Annotated in this window: 19 protein-coding genes; 10 read left to right on the forward strand and 9 right to left on the reverse strand. The window is 60.9% G+C overall.

The window, feature by feature from the left end:
- Window positions 1-17: 17 nt before the first annotated feature.
- From AB8B02_RS05930 to AB8B02_RS05940, 3 genes are all read left to right on the forward strand, one after another.
- Window positions 18-1106: an extracellular solute-binding protein gene (locus tag AB8B02_RS05930; RefSeq protein WP_093760248.1), complete on the forward strand. Its 1089-nt coding sequence runs from the start codon at window positions 18-20 to the stop codon at window positions 1104-1106.
- A gap of 86 nt (window positions 1107-1192) precedes the next feature.
- On the forward strand, window positions 1193-1948 hold the full coding sequence (locus tag AB8B02_RS05935; protein WP_309946428.1) for an IclR family transcriptional regulator: 756 nt from the start codon (window positions 1193-1195) through the stop codon (window positions 1946-1948).
- A gap of 533 nt (window positions 1949-2481) precedes the next feature.
- Window positions 2482-2697: a hypothetical protein gene (locus AB8B02_RS05940; protein ID WP_175366776.1), complete on the forward strand. Its 216-nt coding sequence runs from the start codon at window positions 2482-2484 to the stop codon at window positions 2695-2697.
- 71 nt (window positions 2698-2768) lie between these two features.
- Here the strand turns inward: AB8B02_RS05940 and cysK are convergent, their stop codons facing one another.
- Entirely contained in the window at window positions 2769-3824 is a 1056-nt protein-coding gene (gene cysK / locus AB8B02_RS05945; protein WP_231077523.1) for a cysteine synthase A, read from the reverse strand.
- Between the two features lie 253 nt (window positions 3825-4077).
- Between cysK and AB8B02_RS05950 the strand changes: the two genes are divergently transcribed.
- Window positions 4078-5859, forward strand: coding sequence for an adenylate/guanylate cyclase domain-containing protein (locus AB8B02_RS05950; RefSeq protein WP_439063397.1), 1782 nt, complete (start codon window positions 4078-4080; stop codon window positions 5857-5859).
- A 165-nt stretch (window positions 5860-6024) separates the two neighbouring features.
- On the opposite strand, the gene AB8B02_RS05955 is transcribed toward AB8B02_RS05950, so the two are convergent.
- The gene (locus AB8B02_RS05955) at window positions 6025-6207 is read right to left on the reverse strand and encodes a hypothetical protein (protein ID WP_116660635.1); all 183 of its coding nucleotides are present in this window, start codon (window positions 6205-6207) and stop codon (window positions 6025-6027) included.
- A 378-nt stretch (window positions 6208-6585) separates the two neighbouring features.
- On the opposite strand from AB8B02_RS05955, the gene AB8B02_RS05960 reads away from it, so the two are divergent.
- From AB8B02_RS05960 to AB8B02_RS05975, 4 genes are all read left to right on the forward strand, one after another.
- The gene (locus AB8B02_RS05960) at window positions 6586-6930 is read left to right on the forward strand and encodes a hypothetical protein (protein ID WP_439063398.1); all 345 of its coding nucleotides are present in this window, start codon (window positions 6586-6588) and stop codon (window positions 6928-6930) included.
- 154 nt (window positions 6931-7084) lie between these two features.
- Window positions 7085-7735 carry a glutathione S-transferase family protein gene (locus AB8B02_RS05965; protein WP_309946423.1) on the forward strand — a complete coding sequence of 217 codons (651 nt, stop codon included), beginning with the start codon at window positions 7085-7087 and terminating at the stop codon, window positions 7733-7735.
- Window positions 7736-7780: 45 nt separating this feature from the next.
- Window positions 7781-8560 (forward strand): enoyl-CoA hydratase/isomerase family protein, encoded by a 780-nt coding sequence (locus AB8B02_RS05970; protein ID WP_439061249.1) that lies wholly within the window; start codon window positions 7781-7783, stop codon window positions 8558-8560.
- A 155-nt stretch (window positions 8561-8715) separates the two neighbouring features.
- The gene (locus AB8B02_RS05975) at window positions 8716-10107 is read left to right on the forward strand and encodes a hypothetical protein (protein WP_439063399.1); all 1392 of its coding nucleotides are present in this window, start codon (window positions 8716-8718) and stop codon (window positions 10105-10107) included.
- Here AB8B02_RS05975 and AB8B02_RS05980 read toward each other — a convergent pair whose 3' ends face one another.
- From AB8B02_RS05980 to AB8B02_RS06010, 7 genes are all read right to left on the reverse strand, one after another.
- Window positions 10108-10791 (reverse strand): class I SAM-dependent methyltransferase, encoded by a 684-nt coding sequence (locus AB8B02_RS05980; RefSeq protein WP_439063400.1) that lies wholly within the window; start codon window positions 10789-10791, stop codon window positions 10108-10110. It lies immediately after the preceding gene.
- 14 nt (window positions 10792-10805) lie between these two features.
- Window positions 10806-11798 (reverse strand): glycosyltransferase family 2 protein, encoded by a 993-nt coding sequence (locus AB8B02_RS05985; RefSeq protein WP_320447577.1) that lies wholly within the window; start codon window positions 11796-11798, stop codon window positions 10806-10808.
- 153 nt (window positions 11799-11951) lie between these two features.
- On the reverse strand, window positions 11952-13382 hold the full coding sequence (locus AB8B02_RS05990; protein WP_439063401.1) for a hypothetical protein: 1431 nt from the start codon (window positions 13380-13382) through the stop codon (window positions 11952-11954).
- Between the two features lie 97 nt (window positions 13383-13479).
- Entirely contained in the window at window positions 13480-14493 is a 1014-nt protein-coding gene (gene galE, locus AB8B02_RS05995) for a UDP-glucose 4-epimerase GalE (RefSeq protein ID WP_439063402.1), read from the reverse strand.
- Between the two features lie 128 nt (window positions 14494-14621).
- Window positions 14622-15587 (reverse strand): metallophosphoesterase, encoded by a 966-nt coding sequence (locus AB8B02_RS06000; protein ID WP_439063403.1) that lies wholly within the window; start codon window positions 15585-15587, stop codon window positions 14622-14624.
- A gap of 7 nt (window positions 15588-15594) precedes the next feature.
- On the reverse strand, window positions 15595-16026 hold the full coding sequence (locus AB8B02_RS06005; RefSeq protein ID WP_439063404.1) for a GlcG/HbpS family heme-binding protein: 432 nt from the start codon (window positions 16024-16026) through the stop codon (window positions 15595-15597).
- A 12-nt stretch (window positions 16027-16038) separates the two neighbouring features.
- Window positions 16039-19008: an FAD-binding and (Fe-S)-binding domain-containing protein gene (locus AB8B02_RS06010; RefSeq protein WP_439063405.1), complete on the reverse strand. Its 2970-nt coding sequence runs from the start codon at window positions 19006-19008 to the stop codon at window positions 16039-16041.
- Window positions 19009-19240: 232 nt separating this feature from the next.
- Here AB8B02_RS06010 and AB8B02_RS06015 point away from each other — a divergent pair, with 232 nt between their 5' ends.
- Both AB8B02_RS06015 and AB8B02_RS06020 read left to right on the forward strand, forming a co-directional pair.
- Window positions 19241-20440 carry a pyridoxal-phosphate-dependent aminotransferase family protein gene (locus tag AB8B02_RS06015; RefSeq protein ID WP_439063406.1) on the forward strand — a complete coding sequence of 400 codons (1200 nt, stop codon included), beginning with the start codon at window positions 19241-19243 and terminating at the stop codon, window positions 20438-20440.
- Window positions 20441-20551: 111 nt separating this feature from the next.
- On the forward strand, window positions 20552-21349 hold the full coding sequence (locus tag AB8B02_RS06020) for an enoyl-CoA hydratase/isomerase family protein (RefSeq protein WP_439057784.1): 798 nt from the start codon (window positions 20552-20554) through the stop codon (window positions 21347-21349).
- Window positions 21350-21363: the final 14 nt, after the last annotated feature.

Consider the following 21363-nt stretch of genomic DNA (forward strand, 5'->3'; position numbering starts at 1 on the left):
ACAGGAGGAAACACACTATGCTGGGAATGAAACGCTTCAGGCTGCCGGCCTTGGCTTCGGCGGCGTTCATCGCCATGGGGACGGGTCTGGCCGTTGCCCAGAGCAACGTCGTCATCATGCAGGATCCGGGCGGCGGCTATGGCGATGCGCTACGCAAGGTGATGTACGATCCGTTCGAGAAGGAAACCGGCATCAAGGTCGTCACCGTGCAGGAAGCGCGCAGCGGTCCGCGCATCAAGGCGCAGGCCGAAGCCGGCAAAGCGCAGTGGGATCTGACTTTCATCTTCGATCAGGAAACCAAGCTGCTCGGCGACTGCTGCCTGGCTGACATCGACTATTCCAAACTGTCGGAATCCGCGCAGAAGACCCTGGCGGCGATGCCGGACAATCTGAAGCGCAAGAAGGGCGTCGCGCTGCAGGTGATCGGCGTCGGCCTCGTCTACAACAAGGACAAGTTCAAGGGCGATAAGGCACCGCAGAACTGGGCCGACTTCTGGGACGTGAAGAAGTTTCCGGGGCGCCGCTGCATGCCAGCCTGGCCGCGCTTCACCTTCGAGGCGGCGCTGATGGCTGACGGTGTCGACAAGAGCAAGCTGTATCCGATCGACATGGAGCGTGCGCTCAAGAAGATCAAGGAGATCAAGCCGCACATCGTCAAATGGTGGACCACCGCCGCGCAGCCGCCGCAGCTGATCCTCGATGGCGAAGCCGATATGTGCCAGGCCTATACGGGCTCGATGAGCAAACTGGCGCTGGAAGGCGCTCCGATTGATCTCACCTTCAATCAGGGCTTCGTCTATTACGACTTCTTCTCGATTCCGAAGGGCGCGCCGAACTATGACAACGCGCTCAAGCTGCTGTCCTGGCGTCTCGACCCCAAGCGCGCCGCCCAGCTGACCTCCACGTTCCCGGTCGCGCTTCCTTCGAAGGTCGTGTTCGATGCTGCGACGGATAAGAACGTCGCGCGCTATTGGGCGAACAATCCTGAGAACGTCTCCAAGGCAATCGAATGGAGCCCGGACTTCTGGGGGGCGCCATCGCCCGCTGGCAATTCGACCAATGAAGAATATGCGCAGGAAAAGCTGAACGCACTGCTTGCCCAGTAAATCGCGCCATACAACAATGAGACCGGCGGCGGCCCAGCGCCGCCGGTCTGTTCGCAACAGAGAACTACCTCGCATCGGCTGCTTGGATGGATAAGGCATTTATCAAGGGACTGAGGCTCCTCGAGGCGCTCGCGATGAGCGAGCAGCCACGCGGGGTCACCGATCTCGCCAATGAGCTGAAGTTCACCAAGAGCAATGTGCATCGACTGCTGGCGACGCTGCAATCGCAGGGCTTCGTTCGCCAGATTCCGCCGCACAGCACCTACGAACTCACAACCAAGCTATGGGTGCTCGGCAACCACGTCATTCAGCGCATGGATCTGATCCGTATCGCACGCCCGGCGATGACGGCGCTGGCCGAAGTTACCGGAGAGACCGTTCATCTGTCGGTGCTCGAGGGCACCGACGTTGTCTATGTGGACAAGATTGAAAGCGCGCATCATATTCGCGCGCATACCAGCGTCGGCATGCGTGCGCCTGCATTCACCATGGCAACCGGGAAGGCGATGCTCGCGCAAATGCCGGACGAATATCTGGAGAACTTTCGCCCGCATCTCAAGCGTTATACGGATACGACGCGAACGACCATCGAGGAGTTGCGCGAAGACATCCATGCGGCGCGGGCACAAGGCTATTCGTCAGTGCTGCATGGCGAATGGCGGGAAGGTATCGCCGCTTGCGCTTGCGCCATCGTTGGACGCTCCGGTGAACTCGTCGGAGCCATCGGCATGTCTGGCCCGGACATCCGGGTCAAGCGAAAGCAGATCAAGGAATACGCTGTTCACGTGATGGAAGCGGCGCGCGCCATCGGCCTGGCACTCGGCCATGTTCGTGCGATGTGAACAATGGCTGCCCATTCGAAGTCCGTGATACCGCATCGATGCTTCGGTTTGGACGCCTGAATCACGTCTAAGCCGATGCCTTCAATCGGCAAAAACGGAAGACCGTACTTGCGAGATTACCCCGTAAGCGGACATATCCGGACATGCCAAAATCGACCCGAATGACCCACACCAGACATGGGCTGTTTCGATCTCCTGGGCACCGGCGCGCGCGGTCACAGGAGCGCGGCGAGCACAGGGACGTCACCCGCGACGCCGCGAAATAACTGGTAGTACTCTCGCAAACCGTCGCGTTCGCTGTGAAAGCGAAAGTTGATCGACTGCCGCTATTGCGTGGTGGCCTTGGCTGAGCATCGTCGGCCACGGCCATCACCAGTGATCAACAAGGTGTCCGCTGCACGCGTTTTGCATGTCTTCGAAGTCGCTGGCGTCGAATCTACTTTCAATGGCGACAACTGAATCGCCACGATTTCGCCTCCGAGCGATCGGCTAATCTCGCAACGTCACGCAATGATTCTCGCGAGGCATTTGGGATGAATGATTTGATCCTCTGGAACGAGCTAACGCGCCGCGAACAGCGAATTATGAACAAGCTGTTCGGCGGCGGATCAGCCTATGGTGATGGTCCGATAGAAACAGTCAACCTCATGCGGCTCGGTCTGATCACCGAAAGCGGATTAACCTCGGCCGGCCTCGAGTTATTCATTGCTGCTTTCAAAGCGCAACGAGACGTCTGTCGGGCGAACTGATTGCGCGCAGAGCATCGCGTTCTGGTCCGGGCCTCATAACGTCGGATGTTTTTTTATTCGATCTTTGCAAATCAAGAGCCAGGCTTGAGCTGTCCGTTCGGCGTGGAGCGTGAGATCTCAAGCTCTTCCTCGTTCATGTCTGCCGACACATCAGCGAAAAGGGGTGTGCTCAAATAGCGCTCGCCGGTATCGGGAAGCATGCAGAGAATATTTGCCCCTTTCTCTGCCTCGGCTGCAACCTTGAGCGCGCCCGCAAAGGTTGCGCCTGAGGTAATACCCACAAAGATGCCCTCTTTGGTAGCAAGGTCCTTGCTGCAGCGAATGGCATCCGGACCGGAGATCGCTAAGATGCGATCGATGACCTTCATTGCGACGGCATCGTCGGTGAGTTTCGGGATGAAATCCGGCGTCCAGCCTTGCATCGGATGGGGCTTGAATGTCGGATGCGGGGCGGCCGGAGTTCCATCTGAGTTTCGCGACTGCGGGGTGCCACTGGCCAACAACTGCGCATCCTCTGGCTCGCAAACCACTATCTTCGTTTCGGGACGCTCCTCTGCGAGCACCCGCGCGACGCCCTTTAACGTTCCGCCCGTTCCATAGCCCGTGACCCAATAATCCAACCGTTCTCCGGAGAAATCGTCGAGTATCTCACGCGCTGTCGTACGCGAATGAATATCGGGATTTGCTTCATTCTCAAACTGCCTAGTCATGTACCAGCCATGCGCCCTGGCGAGCTCGATGGTCTTGTTGATCATGCCTACGGCGCGCTCAGCCGCGGGAGTTACGATGACCTTCGCTCCAAGGAACCGCATGAGCTTACGCCGCTCGACGCTAAATGGCTCTGCCATGGTGATCACAAGCGGGTATCCCTTGGCGGCGCAGACCATGGCAAGACCAATGCCCGTATTTCCACTTGTCGCCTCTATGACCGTCTGACCAGGCTTGAGCTCTCCAGATTTTTCGGCCGCCTCGATTACTCCGAGAGCCAATCGGTCCTTCACTGAACTAAGCGGGTTGAAGGCTTCAATTTTTACGAAGAGATTCACGCCTTCCGGCGCCAGACGATTGATCCGCACTACCGGCGTATTACCGATCGTTTCGACGATACTTTGATATTTCCGTCCCATGATGCATTTCCCGACATTGCGTTGTTTGCGACGGCTCCAATTGCCATGCATTGCGTCGAAGCTGCCCTCGGTTATTGGGGACAATCATTGGGCGCGCAAGAGTTAGCTTTCAGGGCGTACCCGACTTCACCGCCCGTCCTGATTGATCGTAGCGCGGCAAATGGACCTGTTTTGAACATTGTACCTAGCGGAACAGCCACCGCCTATGCTTTGGTAGAGGCAGATAGTTTTTCACCGAGCCAGGGAGCGTTTTTTGCCCGGCGAGCGCGTGGAACGGCGACTGGCGGCTGTGCTGGCGGCGGATGTCGCCGGCTATAGCCGGTTGATGGGTCATGCCGAGGAGCGCACGCTTGCGGAGCTAAAGACGTTTCGAAAGACGCTTGTCGATCCCAGGATCGCCACGCACTGCGGTCGCATCGTCAAGACCACTGGCGATGGCATGCTGGTCGAATTCGCCAGTGCTGTCGATGCAGCGCGCTGTTCGGTGGAAATCCAGCAAGAGATGGCTCAACAAAACGCCGCCGTTCCGCCGGAACTCAGGATTGAATTTCGCATCGGCATACACGTTGGGGACATCATCATCGACGACAACGATATTTTCGGCGATGGTGTCAACATCGCAGCCCGTCTTGAGGGAATTGCCGAGCCAGGCGGTATCTGCATCTCCGATGATGCGCACAGGCAAATTCGCGGCAAGCTCGACGTCGCCTTCGACGACATCGGCGAGCAGACTTTAAAGAATATTGCCGAACCAATGCGCGTATGGCTCATACGGCTTGCCCGCGAGAGCGCCCCTGCGATCCCGTCAAATTCGTCTGCGAAACAAGTTCGAGATCTAGCTCTACCTGACAAACCGTCCATCGTCGTCCTGCCGTTCGACAACATGTCCGCTGAGGCGGGGCAGGATTACCTTGCTGATGGTATCGTCGAGGCAATTACCGCAGCTCTTTCGTGCATTCGCTCTTTTTTCGTCATCGCCCGTAGCTCAGCGTTCACCTATAAGGGCCGCGCGATAAATGTGCGCAACGTCGGTAAGGAGTTGGGCGTTGCTTATTTGCTTGAGGGTAGCGTGCAGAAAGTCGGCAATCGCCTCCGCATTATCGTTCAGCTAATCGAAACCGAGGGAGGGGCACATGTTTGGAGCTCACGCTTTGACGGCGCAGTCGACGAGTTCTTTGACCTCGAAGACCGAATAACGGAGCAGGTGGCAGGCGCTCTACAGCCTTCCATCCGCATTGCCGAGATTGAGCGGTCGCGACGCAAACGGCCGCAAGACCTGAGCAGCTATGACTATACTATGAGAGCGATGCCTCATGTCTGGGCGTTGGAGAAGGAAGAAAGCGCTAAAGCGATTGAACTTCTCGAAAAGGCGCTCGCGATTGATCCCGAATATCCCCTAGCTTTGTCGCTTGCTGGTTGGTGCCACGCCCAGCGCTCGGTCTATAACTGGGCGGACGACATCGTTGGAAGCCAGGCAATGGCGCGATCGCTCGCCGAGCGGGCAGCAGAGATGAGTGGCGATGACCCCGTCATTCTGGCGGTACTCGGCGCAGTGCACACATTTGTACGCAACCATGGAACCGCGCGTATACTGCTTGAGCGAGCCGTCAGCCTCGACCCCAACGCTGCATGGGCCTGGAGTAGGCTCGGATGGCTAGAGAACTATGCCGATCAGCCTCAGAAGGCGATTGACAATTTCGAGCGCGCTCTGCGCCTGAGCCCGATTGATCCAATGAATTTCAACAACTATGTAGGAATAGCCTCTGCGCATGAAGTAGCGCAAGAATACGACAAGGCTGCCGCGTTCTATAGGCGCGCCCTCGAAGAACGGCCAAACGCTAGTTGGATTTATCGCAATTTGGCGTCGGTCCTGTCGGGAGCCGGCCGGGTCGGCGAAGCTAAACAAGCATTCGAGGAGTTGATGCTTACTTACCCCGATCTGACGATTTCAAAATTCAAACAGGCAATGGTGTTTTCGCCTGCTGTTCTGAACCGTATGGCAGAAAACCTCCGAAAGCTCGGGTTGCCTGACTAGGACGACCGGAGAGAGCCGGCCGGCATCGATACCTTTCCGAGCACATCTCGATGAGTTGACTTCCGCTTGTGGGACTTTTCGGACCTGAGGCGATGTCTGACCTGAGTCCGTTATCGGCACCCAAGCAAACGTCCGCCGTCCGCGCGAAGTTTATGGGGTCACGCCCTAGTGAGGCATCCACATCGTTGTCGCCTGATCGCTCGCCTCGTGTTGCTCAAGGCGATCGGCTTCCTGGCGGTATGCGTGCGATGCTTCGACAAGTCGCGTGACGGTGACGGCATCCAGAATGGTCTTTGCCAACCGTTCGGCGCGGATCGCTTGTTCTCTGAGATACTGAACCCTGGTCATCTGTTGCCCTCACACTTGCTGATACAAGTTGAGTCAATTTCGATCGTTCCCAGCCTGTCCCCTGATGCTTAACAGACCGTAAGCGGCGCTGGATTCGCAGTGAAGATTGTCCTGATTGTGGTGAACGCGGCGGCGCCAACCCTAATACTCCCGCGCAAACGGACATTCTCGTTAAGCCCGAACATTTCGCCTGAGGTGGTAGGCATGTAAATCGCCTTCACCCTCGTCATTCGCACCGTTGCTATCCCCGGTTCAAACGGGGAGATCGCAATGTCGGAGAATGCAGGCGTCGCCAAGCGGCTAGAGAAATTTCCGGCTTTCGACGGCTTTCGGGGGATTGGCGTGGTGGTGGTGGTGGTGTTCACCCATTGCCCGTAGGTGCGGGACCGCAGCGCCTACAACGCGATCTGGTACGTCAATCAGCTGTCACGCGTGGGCTATATCGCGCTCGACATCTTCTTCGTGATCTCAGGCTTCTTCATCACGCGTTTGCTGCTGCCGGTCAGCACAATGGGAGCAGACATCGCCCAAGACGGCCTGCTCGCCGGGTTGCCCACGCAGCGTTTTTCCCCCGGAGGATCGCGCCAGACCGGCCGACGAGCCTTCGCAGCAGACGATGATCTGGCGAGGAGTTCGTCGCAGTCAGGCGAAATAACGTCGGCTGCGCCGCCGGCGGCATTAGTTGCAACCGAGGCGCGAAGCCGTCGTGATCGGCCTCGGTGATGTGCGCGTGGTGATGGGTGTCGTCCATCGGGAAGGGCTTCGCCCGGTTTGTAGAGACCATGTAGCGAAGGGCAAGACTTGACGAAGCCTCGCGTCTACTTCTCATTGGCTGGCAGCACGGCGATAGTCCGTGCCTGCTTGGAGGTCTCGCCCGATGATCACGCTCTATCACTGCGCCCGCGCGCGCTCGTTCCGCCCGCTATGGACGCTTGAAGAGCTCGGGCTAACCTATGAGCTGAAGATGCTGCCGTTCCCGCCGCGTGTCTTTGCCAAGGAATATCTCGGCATCAATCCGCTCGGCACTATCCCGCTGATGCTCGATGGCGAGATCCGAATGACGGAATCGGCGGCGATCGCGCAATATCTGGTGACCAAATACGGTCCGACGCCGCTGGCCGTCGGCATCGACGAGCCGGACTACGGCGCGTTCCTGAACTGGCTGCATTTCGGCGAGGCGACGCTGACCTTCCCGCAGGCGCTGGTGCTGCGTTATTCGAAGCTCGAGCCGGAAGAGCGCCGTCATCCGCAGGTGGTCGAGGATTATTCGAAATTCTTTCTTGGACGGTTGCGTATGATCGAGACCATCACCACCGGCAAAGACTATGTCTGCGCCGGCCGTTTCACCGCCGCGGACATTTCCGTCGGCTATGCACTGCTGCTGGCCAATCGTCTCGGGCTTGCATCGCAATTCGGGCCGAGTGTCACAGCCTATTGGGCGCGATTGCAGCAGCGCGAGGGCTACCTGCGTGCGGTTGAGTCCGAGAACCGCGCCGGCGACGCGCTGGGTTTGGCGCGCCGCTTCTGAGCGGCTATACCGACCGAACCATATTCAAAACGAGCGAGCAGACCGATGGCCAATGATAGCGTAATCTTGGAGAAGAAGGGCGCCGCACTCTGGATCACCATCAATCGGCCGGAGAAGCGCAATGCCATGAATGGCGATGTCATCGCCGGCATCGCCAACGGCTATCGCATGGCGCATGAGGACGCCGGCGTGCGCGTCATCGTGCTGACCGGTGCGGGCGAGAAGGCGTTCTGCGCCGGCGCTGATCTGGCGAATGCGGGTGCGGCCTTCTCGATGGATTTCTCCAAGCCCAACGGCGATCTCGCCGATCTCATGCGGCTGTCGCAAAACGCCACGAAACCCGCCATTGCGCGCGTTAACGGCGTCTGCATGGCCGGTGGCATGGGGCTGCTGTGCATGACCGACATGGCGGTGGCCGCGGACCACGTGATCTTCGGTCTGCCCGAGGTGAAGGTCGGCGTGTTTCCGATGCAGGTGCTGGCGCTGCTGCAGTCCATTGCGCCACGTCGCCTGGTCAACGAATGGTGCATCACCGGCGAGCCGTTCGACGCGCAGACCGCGCTTGGCGCTGGCCTGTTGAATCACGTGGTGCCGGCGGCCGAGCTCGACAGCAAGGTCGACTGGCTGATCTCGCGCATCACCGACAAGTCGCCGACCGCGATCCGCCGCGGCAAATATGCGATGCGCGCCATCGCCGCGATGTCGTTCGACGAGAGTATTGCCTATACCGAAAGTCAGATAGCGCTCCTGTCGATGACCGAGGATGCGAAAGAAGGCCTCAAGGCGTTTGGCGAGAAGCGCAAGCCGGTGTGGCCGGGTAAATAGGCGGCTCTCGGTGGCGCGCCACGGCAGACCATCGAGCCGGCGTGCCGGCGCATCGTCAGCCTTAAAGCGGAATTAACAGTGTCGCCGTACCCTCGCAGCCCGTGAGCGACCAGGCCATCAGCAGCCCAGCCAAACAGTTCCCGGTGCGGGCAGCGATGCCTTTGCTGGTGAGCGCGTGCGTCTATGGCCTGCTGCTGGCGCTCGGGCCGCAGCTGCTGAACGATCCGGACAGCTATTCTCATATCGCGATCGGCCGCTGGATACTGGCGAATGGCGTCATTCCGTCGACCGACTCGTTCTCGTTCTCCATGCGTGGCGGTCATTGGCTTGCCTTCGAATGGCTCTCCGAGGTCATTTACGGGGCGGTCTATACGTTTGCCGGCTGGCAAGGCGTTGTGGCGCTTGCTGCCGCAGCCATCGCGCTTTCCGTCGGGATTCTGACCCGGTTCCTGCTGCGCGAACTTGCGCCGAAGCCGGTATTGATCATCGTTACAGCCGTGGTCGTTCTTCTCGCGCCGCATCTGCTGGCGCGGCCGCATGTATTGGCACTGCCGGTCATGATGACGTGGGCGACCGCGCTCGTTCGTGCCATGGATACGCGTGCACGGCCGCCTTACTGGGCGTTACCCCTACTGGTTCTGTGGGCCAATCTTCATGGCAGCGTCATTCTGGCGCTGGGATTGATCGGCCCCGCGATCCTCGAAGTCCTGATACGGAACAAGCTCCGCGAGCGGCCTCGCGAAGTGCTCCATTGGCTCGCTTTCACGGCTCTCGCTGTTGCCGCATCCTGCCTGACCCCTTACGGGCCCGGCACGCTGTTGATGCCGCTGACGACGCTCGGTCTTGGCGATGCGCTAAACTGGATCGGCGAATGGCGGCCACAGAATTTCGGCCGCATCGGGATCTTTGAGATCCTGCTGCTGGGGGGAATCTTTGTGCTGTCGCGCGGCGTGACGCTTCCCATGGTGCGGGCGCTGGTCTTAATCGGCCTGTTGCATTTTGCTTTGGCGCAGGTGCGCAACGTCGATCTGCTTGCCATGCTGGCGCCGCTCTATCTTGCCGCGCCGATCGCGCGGCAGTTTCGCAGCTGGGCCGCATCCAACGAGGTCGGCTCAGGTCGGACGCTGCAGGTCGGTGCCGTCGGTGTCATGATCCTGGCGACCGTAATCTCTTCGGCGCGCGACGTTCGCCCCGCCGCGCGAAATACGCCGCAGGCAGCGGTGGCCAGCGCCGGTCTGACCGCGGCGAACCGCGTGCTCAACGATTATTCGTTTGGCGGCTATCTGATCTTCGCGGGAATTCCCACTTTCATCGATGGTCGCGGTGAACTCTATGGCGGTCGCTTTCTTCATCGCTACAACAGCGGCCTCTCGCTGGCGGACCTGAATGATTTTCTGAAGCTGCTCGACGATTACAAAATAGATGCCACGCTGCTGGAGCCGGAAACTCCGGCGGTGGCGTTGCTCGATCGGCTGCCAGACTGGAAGCGCGTCTATGGCGACGACGTCGCGGTGGTCCACAAGCGGCAGAATGCAACGGCGAAGTAATTAAGCAGTGGCGAAAGTGGCGTATTGTGCGCCAAGCGGCAGGCCGCTGAAGGCGTTTTCGACACGCCGCGCGGCTTTCGCTTCCCAGGGCAGTAGCAGGAAATGATGCGAAGCGATGTCGCGGAGGCCGGCGCCCGCCATGATCTTTTGCGTCGTGCCCGCGCCGAGCAATACCGCGTCGCGATCGAACTCACAGCGCGCGACAGCAAAACGGGTCAGCGGATTGAACGGGTTGTGTTCGATGACACAGACCAGCCCTCCTGGCCGCACAACGCGCCGCATCTCACGCATGAAACCCGCCCATTCCGCGGGCGGGACGTGATGCATGACGCAGATCGTGGTGACCAGATCGAAGCTGGCATCGGCGAACGGAAAGACGTTGCCGTCGAAGGCCCGGTAGTCGACGTCGGGGTTGTCGACCTGTGCCTGCGCAATACTGGCGGAGGATACGTCTATGCCGCTGAGTTGACCGACCATGCCGCGCAGCAGTGGATGGAAGCTGCCAACGCCGCAGCCGACATCGAGCATGTCAGGCTTTTTTGATTGAAGCCGCGCTGCGATCAATTCGCGCAATAGATCAGCCTTGGCGCGCATGAAGAAGCTATGCGGCAGGCCGGAAAAGTCGATCGAGGATTGAACGACGTCGCGGTAGTTGCTGCGGTAGCTGTCGAACAGCTGGCTCATGACAATCCGCTCCGTCAGGCGCTGCGCGAGGTGCGGTAAGATGCTTCGCTTTGATCGCGGTCGAAACCGACGCGGTTTTGCACGACATAAAGTGGACGATGTTTCGCTTCTGCGTGAATGCGCCCGACATAAAGGCCGACGATGCCGGTCATCAGCATGTTCAACCCGCAGAGTAGCGACACGATAACGATGATCGACGACCAGCCGGCGACCAGATGCGGGTCGTTCGTCATCCACAGCAGCAACACCCAGCCGCCATACAGCAGAGCCAGGCTCGACACTGTGAGACCGCACCAGATCGCCAGCCGCAGCGGCGCGTCGGAAAAGCCCAGCGCAGCGGACATGGCAAGCCGTGCCATCTTGAACAGCGGATACTTGGTTTCGCCGGCGGCGCGTTCGAGGCGATGGAAGCTCACTTCGGCCTGCCGGAAGCCGAGCCAGGCGATCATGCCGCGCACGAAGCGATCGCGCTCCGGCATCTGGCGCAACGCGTCCAGCACCTTGCGGTCGATCAGTCGGAAATCGCCGACGTCTGCCGGGATACGAACCGAGGTCATACGGCCAAGCACCCGATAGAACACATGGGCGGTGGCGCGCTTGAACGCGCTTTCACCCGCGCGGGACAGGCGGCGCGCATAGACCACGTCATTGCCTTCGCGCCACTTGGCGATCAGTTGTTCGACGACTTCAGGCGGGTCCTGCAAATCCGCGTCCATGACGACGATCGCGTCGCCTTGCGCGGCGTCCATGCCGGCGGTGATGGCCACCTGGTGGCCGAAATTGCGCGACAGGCCGATGTAACGGAAGCGTGGATCACTCTTGGCGAGTGCCTGCAGCACGATGGGGCTGGTGTCGCAGCTGCCGTCGTCCACGAAGATGGCTTCCGCGGGCGCGTCGAGGCGGTCGAGCAGCAGTCCCAGCCGGCGGACCAACACAGGCAGCACGGCCTCCTCGTTATAGACCGGCACGACGATGCTGTAGATGATCCGCCCGCCATCAATCGCCATTTTGGAGTTCCGCCCTGCTGAATGGCGGGATCCTAGGCCTTGATGGTTAAGGCGGCCTTGCAAAGAGCCTTGAAATCAGGCGCCTTGGGCCGCCTTTGCGCGGTTCCATGAGGCAGGCCCAGGTCGAACCAGACCGCGTGGCGGTCCGCTCGGCTATGGCCGTCTGTCAATCTTGTACAGGACAAATCGTGCTGACCTGTCCACCTCTTGCAATCTGTCGGGCAGCGGGGGCGCCGCAGCGGGACCGAGCACATAGAGATAGTCGAAGTCCCTGTGCCAGGTCTGGATGAAGGACGGCGCGCCGTCTGGCGCGTTGCCGGTGGCGATTGCACTGAGCAACCGCATCGGCACGGGCCCGCCATAAGGAATGGCAAGACGTTGCACGGTGGCACTGGGGCGAAGCGGCTGCTTGCCGGTCTCGGTGAACACGTTGGGGACGAACGCATTAGCGTAATGCACGGCCAGGGTCGGGGCATAGGCCATCGGATAATCTGTCAGGTCGTTGAACGGCGGGTCATCGCCATTGCCGCTTGTCCCGACAAGAACCAGTGCACCGCGATCAAGCTTCTGGAACGAAGCGATCAGCGCCGCATAGTCGGCGCGATAGGAGAGCCAGACGGCAAAGACGGTTGCGAGATTGGCGAGGATGACGCCGCTGACCACCAGCAAGGCGGCAGCGAGCGATCGCCGGTCCGGCAGGGATAGTGAGCAGAAGGCCGCAACGATGATCACCGCGCCGGGGATAATCCGGAGGTCAGCAAATGATGTGCCGAGAAGCTTCGAAGGGATGATGAGATAGAGAAACGAAAAGCCGGCAACAAGCCAGATGCCGACCGGTTCGATCTTCAGAACCTCGTATTTGAACGCCAGATACAGCGATACCAGCAGGACCAGAACGCTGATGGCGGAGACCGTCATGTTATAGCCATTGAGGATACGGAATACCCAAACTGGCTTGTACTGAAGCAGCCACTCCGTGCCGTCACTGCCGACCGATCCGGAGGTCGCGCGCATCATGATCAGCAAGAGCACCACAGGCAGTGCGAGAAGGACGAGGCGCAACAGAGTCGCGCGATAGGGCACCTTCCGCTGATGGGCGCGCCAAAGTTCATACAGACCGATGGCTCCGCCATAGATGCCGAGCGAAAAGAAGTGGACCGCGAAAAGTGCCGGGACGAAACAGGCGTTGACGACGAGCCGTATCAGCGGAGCACGCTCGATCACCGCCAGATAGGCGGCGATGCCCCAGAGCGAGATACCCAGGCCGAATTCGAAATTCAGAAACCCCCAGCTGAAGGGCAGGCAATAGACGAACAGAAGCGCAGCAAAGCCGCCGATCTGAACACGGCCCTTTGCAACCCGCTCCAGCGCGAGCGCCCCGCTAATGATCAGTAACTGACTGCAGAGCAAAAACAGCCGGGTTGCGTTCTCGACGCCGACCCATCGTGCGATCTGCGGGACGAGCAGATCCATGCCGAGATTCGGATACAGCGCCCAGTGCACCTCGTAATACGGGTTGGCGCCGGGCTGCCCATTTTGGGCCAGAAGATACATGCGGGCGAGGTGGTTGACATAATCGACCATCGCCGGAATCGGAGTCAGCACAGTCGGGAGAAGCGAAGCGCCCGCAAGCAATACAAAAACGATTATTCCCGCGGACCGCATGTTGGCCGGGGCGGGATTACTGGTCGAGATAGCCATTGGGATTTTTCTGCTGCCAGTTCCAGGCATCGCGGCACATATCCGAAATATCGCGCCGGGCACGCCATCCCAGCGCTTCTTCGGCAACGTCGCCGCTCGCATAGTAGCTGGCGATGTCACCGGCCCGTCGTGGTGCGAAGGCAAAAGGAATCGTCCTGCCGCTCACAGCTGTATAGGCATCGACCAGCTCCAGCACGCTTGTGCCTCGTCCGGTTCCCAGATTGACTTTGAGGACCTTCTGCTTGTGGACATGGTCAAGGGCGGCGACATGGCCGGCGGCTAGATCGACCACATGGACATAGTCGCGTATGCCGGTGCCGTCCGATGTCGGGTAATCGTTGCCAAAAACATTAAGCACAGGCAGTCGCCCGATCGCGACGCGCGAAATATAGGGCATGAGATTGTTCGGAACGCCGTTGGGATCTTCCCCGATCAACCCACTTTCGTGGCTGCCGACCGGATTGAAATAGCGGAGAATTGCGACATTCAACGGGGGCAGGGAATGTGCAATGTCGCTCAGTAATTCCTCGGCCTGCAATTTGGTGCGGCCATAGGGGCTGAATGGTGCGAGCTTGTGGTCCTCCCGCAAGGGCAGTACGTCCGGCTCGCCATAGACGGTCGCCGACGACGAGAACACGATATTGCGCACGCCGGTCTGCTGCATCGCCTGCGCCAGCCTCAGCGTGCCGACCACGTTGCAGTCGTAATACTCGGCCGAGCTGGTGACGGAATCCGCAACCGACTTCAGCCCGGCGAGATGAATGACGGCGCTGAAGCGATGCGCCGACAGTGCCGATATCAGCGCTTCGACGTCGCGCACGTCGCCCTTGACCACTTCGGGAGCGGTGCCGGTGATCCGCCGGATGCGGTTGATGACTTCGGGATGGCTGTTGCAGAAATTGTCATAGACGACGACGTTGCGGCCGGCCTGGATCAGCTCCACGCAGATATGCGAACCTATAAACCCAGCACCGCCTGTAATCATCACCGTCATGTCGGAATGGTCCTGCCTGGAAGCCGTCGGGCGACCATTGACACTAGCCCGGTCAGCTTAATAAACGGCAGCTCGTGGTGACAGGTGGCGGCCGACAGCGGCTTTGGTTAGTAAATCGTATCTATCAACTAGCCGGTGCGTTTCAGCCGGTGCAGCGTCACTTCCGGAGGGCAATTCAGCCGCACCGGGAGCAGACTGGTGCCGACGCCGACGGACGTATAGCCGGCCATGCCTTCATGGCGCCACGCGCCGTTGCCCATATGGCGCGGCAGCACAGCTTCCAGCTTGATGGCGTAGCCGCCGGGCAGGCAGAGCTGGCCGCCATGGGTGTGGCCGCTCAACATCAGATCGAAATCGTGCTCGGCCGCCTCGGCATAGGTCTCCGGCGTGTGCGATAGCAGGATCGAGAAGGCGTCCGTCGGAATTTGCGACGCGACCTTCGGGATGTCGTCGGCGAGATAGAAATGCGGATCGTCAACGCCGGCGAGATAGATGCTGTCATCGCCGCGGGTAATCACATCGCATTCGTTGAACATCATGCGGATGCCCATTGATTCCAAAGCTGGCGTCATGCGGATACTGTCGTGATTGCCGAGAACGCCATAGACAGAATCGCGCAGCCTCGCGCGCAGTTCGCCGACACCTTCGGTGGCGCGCTGATACGGCCCATAGGTCTTGCCGCGATAGTCGCCGGTCAGCACACAGATGTCGTAATCGAGATCGCCGACGAAGGAGATCAGGTGGCGCAGCGCGTCCTCGCTGAGATCGACGTGGAGATCGCTGATATGCAGGATCGTGAAGCCGTCGAACGCGGCGGGCAGGCGCGGTGAGGCGACGATATTCTCGCGGACCAACACGCGGTTGGCCTCGCGGCGGGCGCGGCTATAGAGGCCGGTGAATTGCAGTGCGGTGCGCACGATCGGCGGTGCCGTCAGCCAGTTCTCCAGATTGAAGAACAGGCGGCCCTGGCCGAACAGCTGGTGATCGCGATGGGTCTCGATCTCCAGCCGGGCCTTGACATGCGCATCGCCGATGCGGTCGATCAGCGGGCGGAGCGCGCTGTCGTCGATCAGGGGATGCGGTGGCTGAGTCAACGTCGATCTAGCCGGTCGAGGCCTTGAGGCCGGCCGCCTCGATGCCCGCGACGGCTGCGATCTCGTCATTGTCCGATGTATCGCCGGAGATGCCGATAGCGCCGAGCAGGCTGCCCGATGCGTCATGAATGAGAACGCCACCCGGCACCGGGATCAGCGCGCCGCGCGCCATGGTATTCACGGCATCGATGAAGAACGGCTGCTCTTCCGCACGCTTGAACAGCGCGCGTGAACCCAGACCCATCGCCAGCGCGCCATAGGCTTTGCCGTGAGCGACTTCGCCGCGCATAAGGCTGGTGCCATCCTGCGCGATGGTGGCCTTCACGCAGCCGCGAGCGTCGAGCACCGTAACGACCATGGGCTTGAGCTTCATCTCGATCACCTTGGCGAGAGCGCCATCGATGATCTTGCGGGCTGTATCGAGGGTGAGGTCGGCCATATCGGTTGTTTCCTAGTTGAGCGTGGAAGAATGGACGTTTGTTGCGGCGCCGTCGAGGCTCATGGCCAGCACGCGCGCGACATGCAGCGCATGGCGCGAGGCGCCGTCAGCGATCTGATGCCGGCAGGATGTGCCGTCGGCGACGATCAGCGTATCGGCGTCGGCCTTGCGCACGGCGGGTAGCAAGGACGCTTCGGCCATCTGGATCGAGACGTCATAGGTGTCGGCACCATAGCCGAACGCGCCCGCCATGCCGCAGCAACTGGATTCGATGGTCTCGACCTTCAGATCAGGGATCAGGCGCAAGGCCTGTTCGACCGGCTTGAACGCACCGAACGACTTTTGATGGCAATGGCCATGCACTATCGCTTTCGGCGCGATCGGCTTCAGCGGCAGTTGCAGCCGGCCGGCCTCGGCTTCGCGGACCAGGAATTCCTCGAACAGCATGGCGTGCGCGCTGACGCTCCTGGCCGTATCGTCGGAACGTAGCGACAGCAATTCATCGCGTAGCGTCAGCAGGCAACTCGGCTCCAGCCCGACGATGGGGACGCCGCGTGCCGCGAAGGGCGCATAGGTGGCGACGAGACGGTCGAGTTCGGCGCGGGCCTGATCGACAAGGCCTGCCGAAAGGAAGGTACGGCCGCAGCACAGGGCACGACTGCTGCGATCCACCGGCTTCGGCAGATGCACGCGATAGCCACCGGCGGTGAGCACGCGCAGTGCGTCGTCGAGGTTCTCGCGCTCATAAGCGCGGTTGAAGGTGTCGGCGAACAGCACGACCTCGCGGCCATCGCCGGGGCCGACGGCTTCGGCGTCCCTGTGAAACACGTCGCTGCGCCATTCCGGCAGGCTGCGCTTGGCGCTGATACCCGCATAGCGTTCCAGCAGGTTACGCAGCAGCGGGCTCTTGTTGCGCAAATTCGCCAGCGGCGCGGCATGCGCGGCCAAAGCGGCATAGCGCGGCAGATAGCCGACGAGGCGATCGCGCAGGGTGAGACCATGTTTCGCGACGCGTGCGGCCAGAACCTCGATCTTCATCTTGGCCATATCGACGCCGGTCGGGCATTCATGGCGGCAGGCCTTGCACGACACGCAAAGTTTCATCGTGTCGGCCATGGCATCCGACGTCAGCGCATCCGGGCCAAGCTGGCCGGAGATGGCCAGCCGCAGCGTGTTGGCGCGGCCGCGGGTGACGTCCTTCTCGTTGCGTGTGGCGCGATAGGATGGGCACATCACGCCGCCCTCTAACTTCCGGCAAGTGCCATTGTTGTTGCACATCTCGATGGCGCCCTGAAAACCGCCGCCGGCGCCGGGCCATGCGGACCAGTCGAGCGCGGTCTTCAATTCGCCGACGCGATAGTCCGGCGTGTAACGAAACAGCGAACGATCGTCCATCTTGGGCGGATCGACGATCTTGCCGGGATTGAGAACATTCTGCGGATCGAAGCGATGCTTCACTTCGGCAAAGTCGCTGATGATGCGCTCGCCGAACATTTCGGCGTGGAATTCTGAGCGCACGAGTCCGTCGCCGTGCTCGCCGGAGTGCGAGCCCTTGTATTCCCTGACCATCGCGAAGGCTTCTTCGGCGATGGCGCGCATCGCCTTGACGTCCTTGTCGAGCTTCAGGTTCAACACCGGGCGAACATGAAGGCAGCCTTCGGAAGCGTGTGCATACATGGTGCCGGTGGTGTCGTGCTTCCTGAAGATCGCGGACAGGCGCTCGGTATAGTCGGCCAGATGCGGCAGCGGCACCGCGCAGTCCTCGATGAAGGAGACCGGCTTGCCGTCCTGTTTCATCGACATCATGACATTGAGGCCGGCCGCGCGAAACTCGGCAATACCCGCCTGAAGCGCTGGCTCGGTGACGTCGACGACGCCGCCCCATTTGCGCGCCGGGTTGTTCCAGCCAAAGCCGAGATCGCCCATCAACGCACCCAGCTCTTTCAGCTTGGCGGCATTGGCGGCCTGATCCTCTTCCGCGAATTCGACGATCAGGAGTGCATCCGGATCGCCGCGCACGGCACTCTTGATGATCGGCTGGAACATCGCGATGTCGCGGCCGAGTGCGATCATGGTTCGGTCGACGAGTTCGACGGCGATGGGCTTGAGCTTGACCAGATGTTGGGTCGCATCCATGGCCTCGTAAAAGCTGCCAAAGTGGCAGACACCGAGCGCCTTGCTGCCGATGAGCGGCCACAGCTTGAGTTCGACCTGTGTGGTGAAGGCGAGGGTACCTTCGGAACCCACGAGGAGATGCGCCAGGTTGTTGGCGGTGTTGCGCGGCGTCAGCGCATCGAGATTGTATCCGCCGACACGGCGCTGCACCTGCGGAAAGCGTTCCGCGATCTCGGTCGCTTCGCGCTCGCCGAGCGCCAGCATGTCGCGAAACAAAGCAGGCGCATCGTCCCCGGAATTTACTTCGCCGAAATGCAGCAGGTTGCCATCCGCCAGCGCAGCATCCATTGCAATCGTATTGTCGCGCATGGTGCCATAGCGCAGCGAACGGCCACCGCAGGAATTGTTGCCGGCCATGCCGCCGATGGTGGCGCGCGACGCGGTGGAGACATCCACTGGAAACCACAGCCCGTGTTTCTTGAGCTGCCGGTTGAGATCGTCCAGCACGATGCCGGGCTCGACGATGCAGGTGCGGTTCTCGACGTCGAGCGAGAGGAGCTTGTTGAGATGTTTGGAGAGGTCGATGACGATGCCGTCATTGACGGTCTGTCCGCATTGCGAGGTGCCGCCGCCGCGCGGCGTAACGATGCGGCCATCGTCGCGGCAGATTGCCAGCGCGCGCAGCGCTTCGTCGATGGTGCGCGGCACGACCACACCGAACGGTACGATCTGGTAGAACGAGGCATCGGTGGCATAACGGCCGCGATTGAACGGGTCGAAGAACACGTCGCCGGAGACTTCCCGTGACAGCGTGGCAGCCAGCGCGCTGTCTGCAGCCGTGCTCCGAATGATTGCCGCCTTCGCCATGGATTCCAGCCTTATCCCTCTATCGCCCTGTCTTGCATCCGGATTCCGGCTTGGCAACCCGGCGGTGCCGCGCTCCGGCAGTCGCAACAAGGAGATACGGGAGGGATAAGAAATCCTCATGGCTGCCCCACGTTTTTCTTCGGCGCTCTGGTATACCAGACGCGGGACAAGCCGTTTGAAAGGTGCTATCCGGGCGTTTCAATAAAAATGGACTCCCTGGGAAGGACGAGACATGACCGTGCACACCGGAAGGCATTTCCTGCAGATTCCTGGCCCGACCAACGTACCCGACCGGGTGCTGCGGGCGATGGATATGCCCACGCTGGACCATCGCGGTCCCGAATTCGCCGAGCTCGGCCTCCACGTCATTGCTGCGATGCAGCGTGTATTCCGGACCAAGCAGCCGGTGATCATATATCCCTCCTCGGGCACCGGCGCCTGGGAAGCCGCCATCGTCAATACGCTGTCGCCGGGCGACAAGGTGCTGATGGCCGAGACCGGCCAGTTCGCCACGCTGTGGCGGGGTCTCGCCGAGAAGTTCAAGCTCGATATCGATTTCGTGCCGGGCGACTGGCGCCACGGCGCCGATCTCGCCGAGATCGAGAAGCGTCTCGCTGCCGACAAGTCGCACGCCATCAAGGCCGTGATGATCGTGCATAACGAGACTTCGACCGGTTGCGTCACCCATCCGCAGGATGTCCGCAAGCTGCTCGATCGCGTGAAGCATCCGGCACTGCTGATGGTGGACACCGTGTCGGGCCTCGGCTCGCTCGAATATGAACATGACGCCTGGGGCATCGACGTCTCCGTCGCCGGTTCACAGAAGGGCCTGATGCTGCCGCCGGGCCTCGGCTTCAACGCCGTGTCCGACAAGGCGCTGGCCGCCTCCAAGGCCAACAGCTCGTTCCGGTCCTATTGGGACTGGGAGGAGATCATCGCCGCCAACAAGCTCGGCTCGTGGCCCTATACGCCCGCCACCAATCTGCTCTACGCGCTGAAGGAAGGCGTGGCGATGCTGGAGGAGGAGGGGCTCGACAACGTGTTCGCGCGCCACAAGCGCCATGGCGCCGCCGCCCGCGCGGCTGTCAAGGCCTGGGGTCTCGAGACGGTCTCGATCGAGTCACATGATCACTCGCCGGCGCTGACCGCGGTGCTGATGCCGGAAGGGCATGACGCCGACGTGTTCCGCAAGGTGGTGCTCGACAATTTCGACATGTCGCTCGGCACCGGCCTCAACAAGTGGAAGGGCAAGATCTTCCGCATCGGCCATATCGGCCACTTCAACGATCTGATGCTGATGGGCACGTTGTCCGGCGTCGAGATGGGTCTCGAACTTGCCAAGGTCCCCCATCGCGCCGGCGGCGTGATGGCAGCGATGGATGTGCTGACCGGCAAAAGCGTGGTGCCGATGACCAAGGCTGCGGTGGCTTAAAGGCCACGAAATCCCGTCTTTGAGGCCTAACAATCTACTGGAGGCTGGAGCATAATCGCTCCAGCCTTTTCAACATGTTGCGGCGGAATGCTGCACCAGAGGACGAATCACATGAACGCGCCCACGCCCGCCACTGAAGACCTGCTGTATTCCGTCGAGAACGGGATCGCGAAGATCACTTTCAACCGTCCGCAGGCGCGCAATGCCATGCTGTTCTCGATGTATGAGCGGATGGCAGAGATCTGCCAGGCCGCCAATGAGGACCACTCGATCAAGGCGATCATCCTGACCGGCGCCGGCGACAAGGCCTTCGCGTCGGGCACCGATATTTCGCAATTCCGTGAGTTCAAGACGGCGCAGGACGCGCTCGATTACGAGGCGCGGATCGACCGTGTGCTCACCGCGCTGGAGACCTGCCGGGTGCCGACCATCGCCGCGATCGCCGGTGCCTGCACCGGGGGCGGCGCCGGCATTGCGGCCTGCTGCGACCTGCGCATCGGTACGGCTGCCACGCGCATGGGCTTCCCGATTGCCCGCACCCTCGGCAACTGCCTGTCGATGTCCAATATCAGCCGCGTGATGGCGCTGGTCGGACCGGCCCGCACCAAGGACATGATCTTCACCGCCCGCCTCATCGAGGCTGATGAGGCGCTGGCGCTGGGTCTGATCAACGAGATCGTGCCCGATGTCGAGACGCTGCAGCGCCGCGCGCTGGAACTCGCGCAACTGGTGGCCAGCCACGCGCCGATCACCCTCGAAGTGACCAAGGAAGCCGTGCGCCGCCTGCGCCCGACCCTGACCCGCGAGGAGGGCAAGGATCTCGTGCTCAAGGCCTATATGAGCGAGGATTTCCGCGAGGGCATGGATGCCTTCCTGAACAAGCGCAAGCCGAACTGGCAGGGCAAATAACGGGCAGGCGACGG

This window comes from Tardiphaga sp. 862_B3_N4_1, from assembly GCF_051811085.1.
GTDB classification, from domain to species: domain Bacteria; phylum Pseudomonadota; class Alphaproteobacteria; order Rhizobiales; family Xanthobacteraceae; genus Tardiphaga; species Tardiphaga robiniae.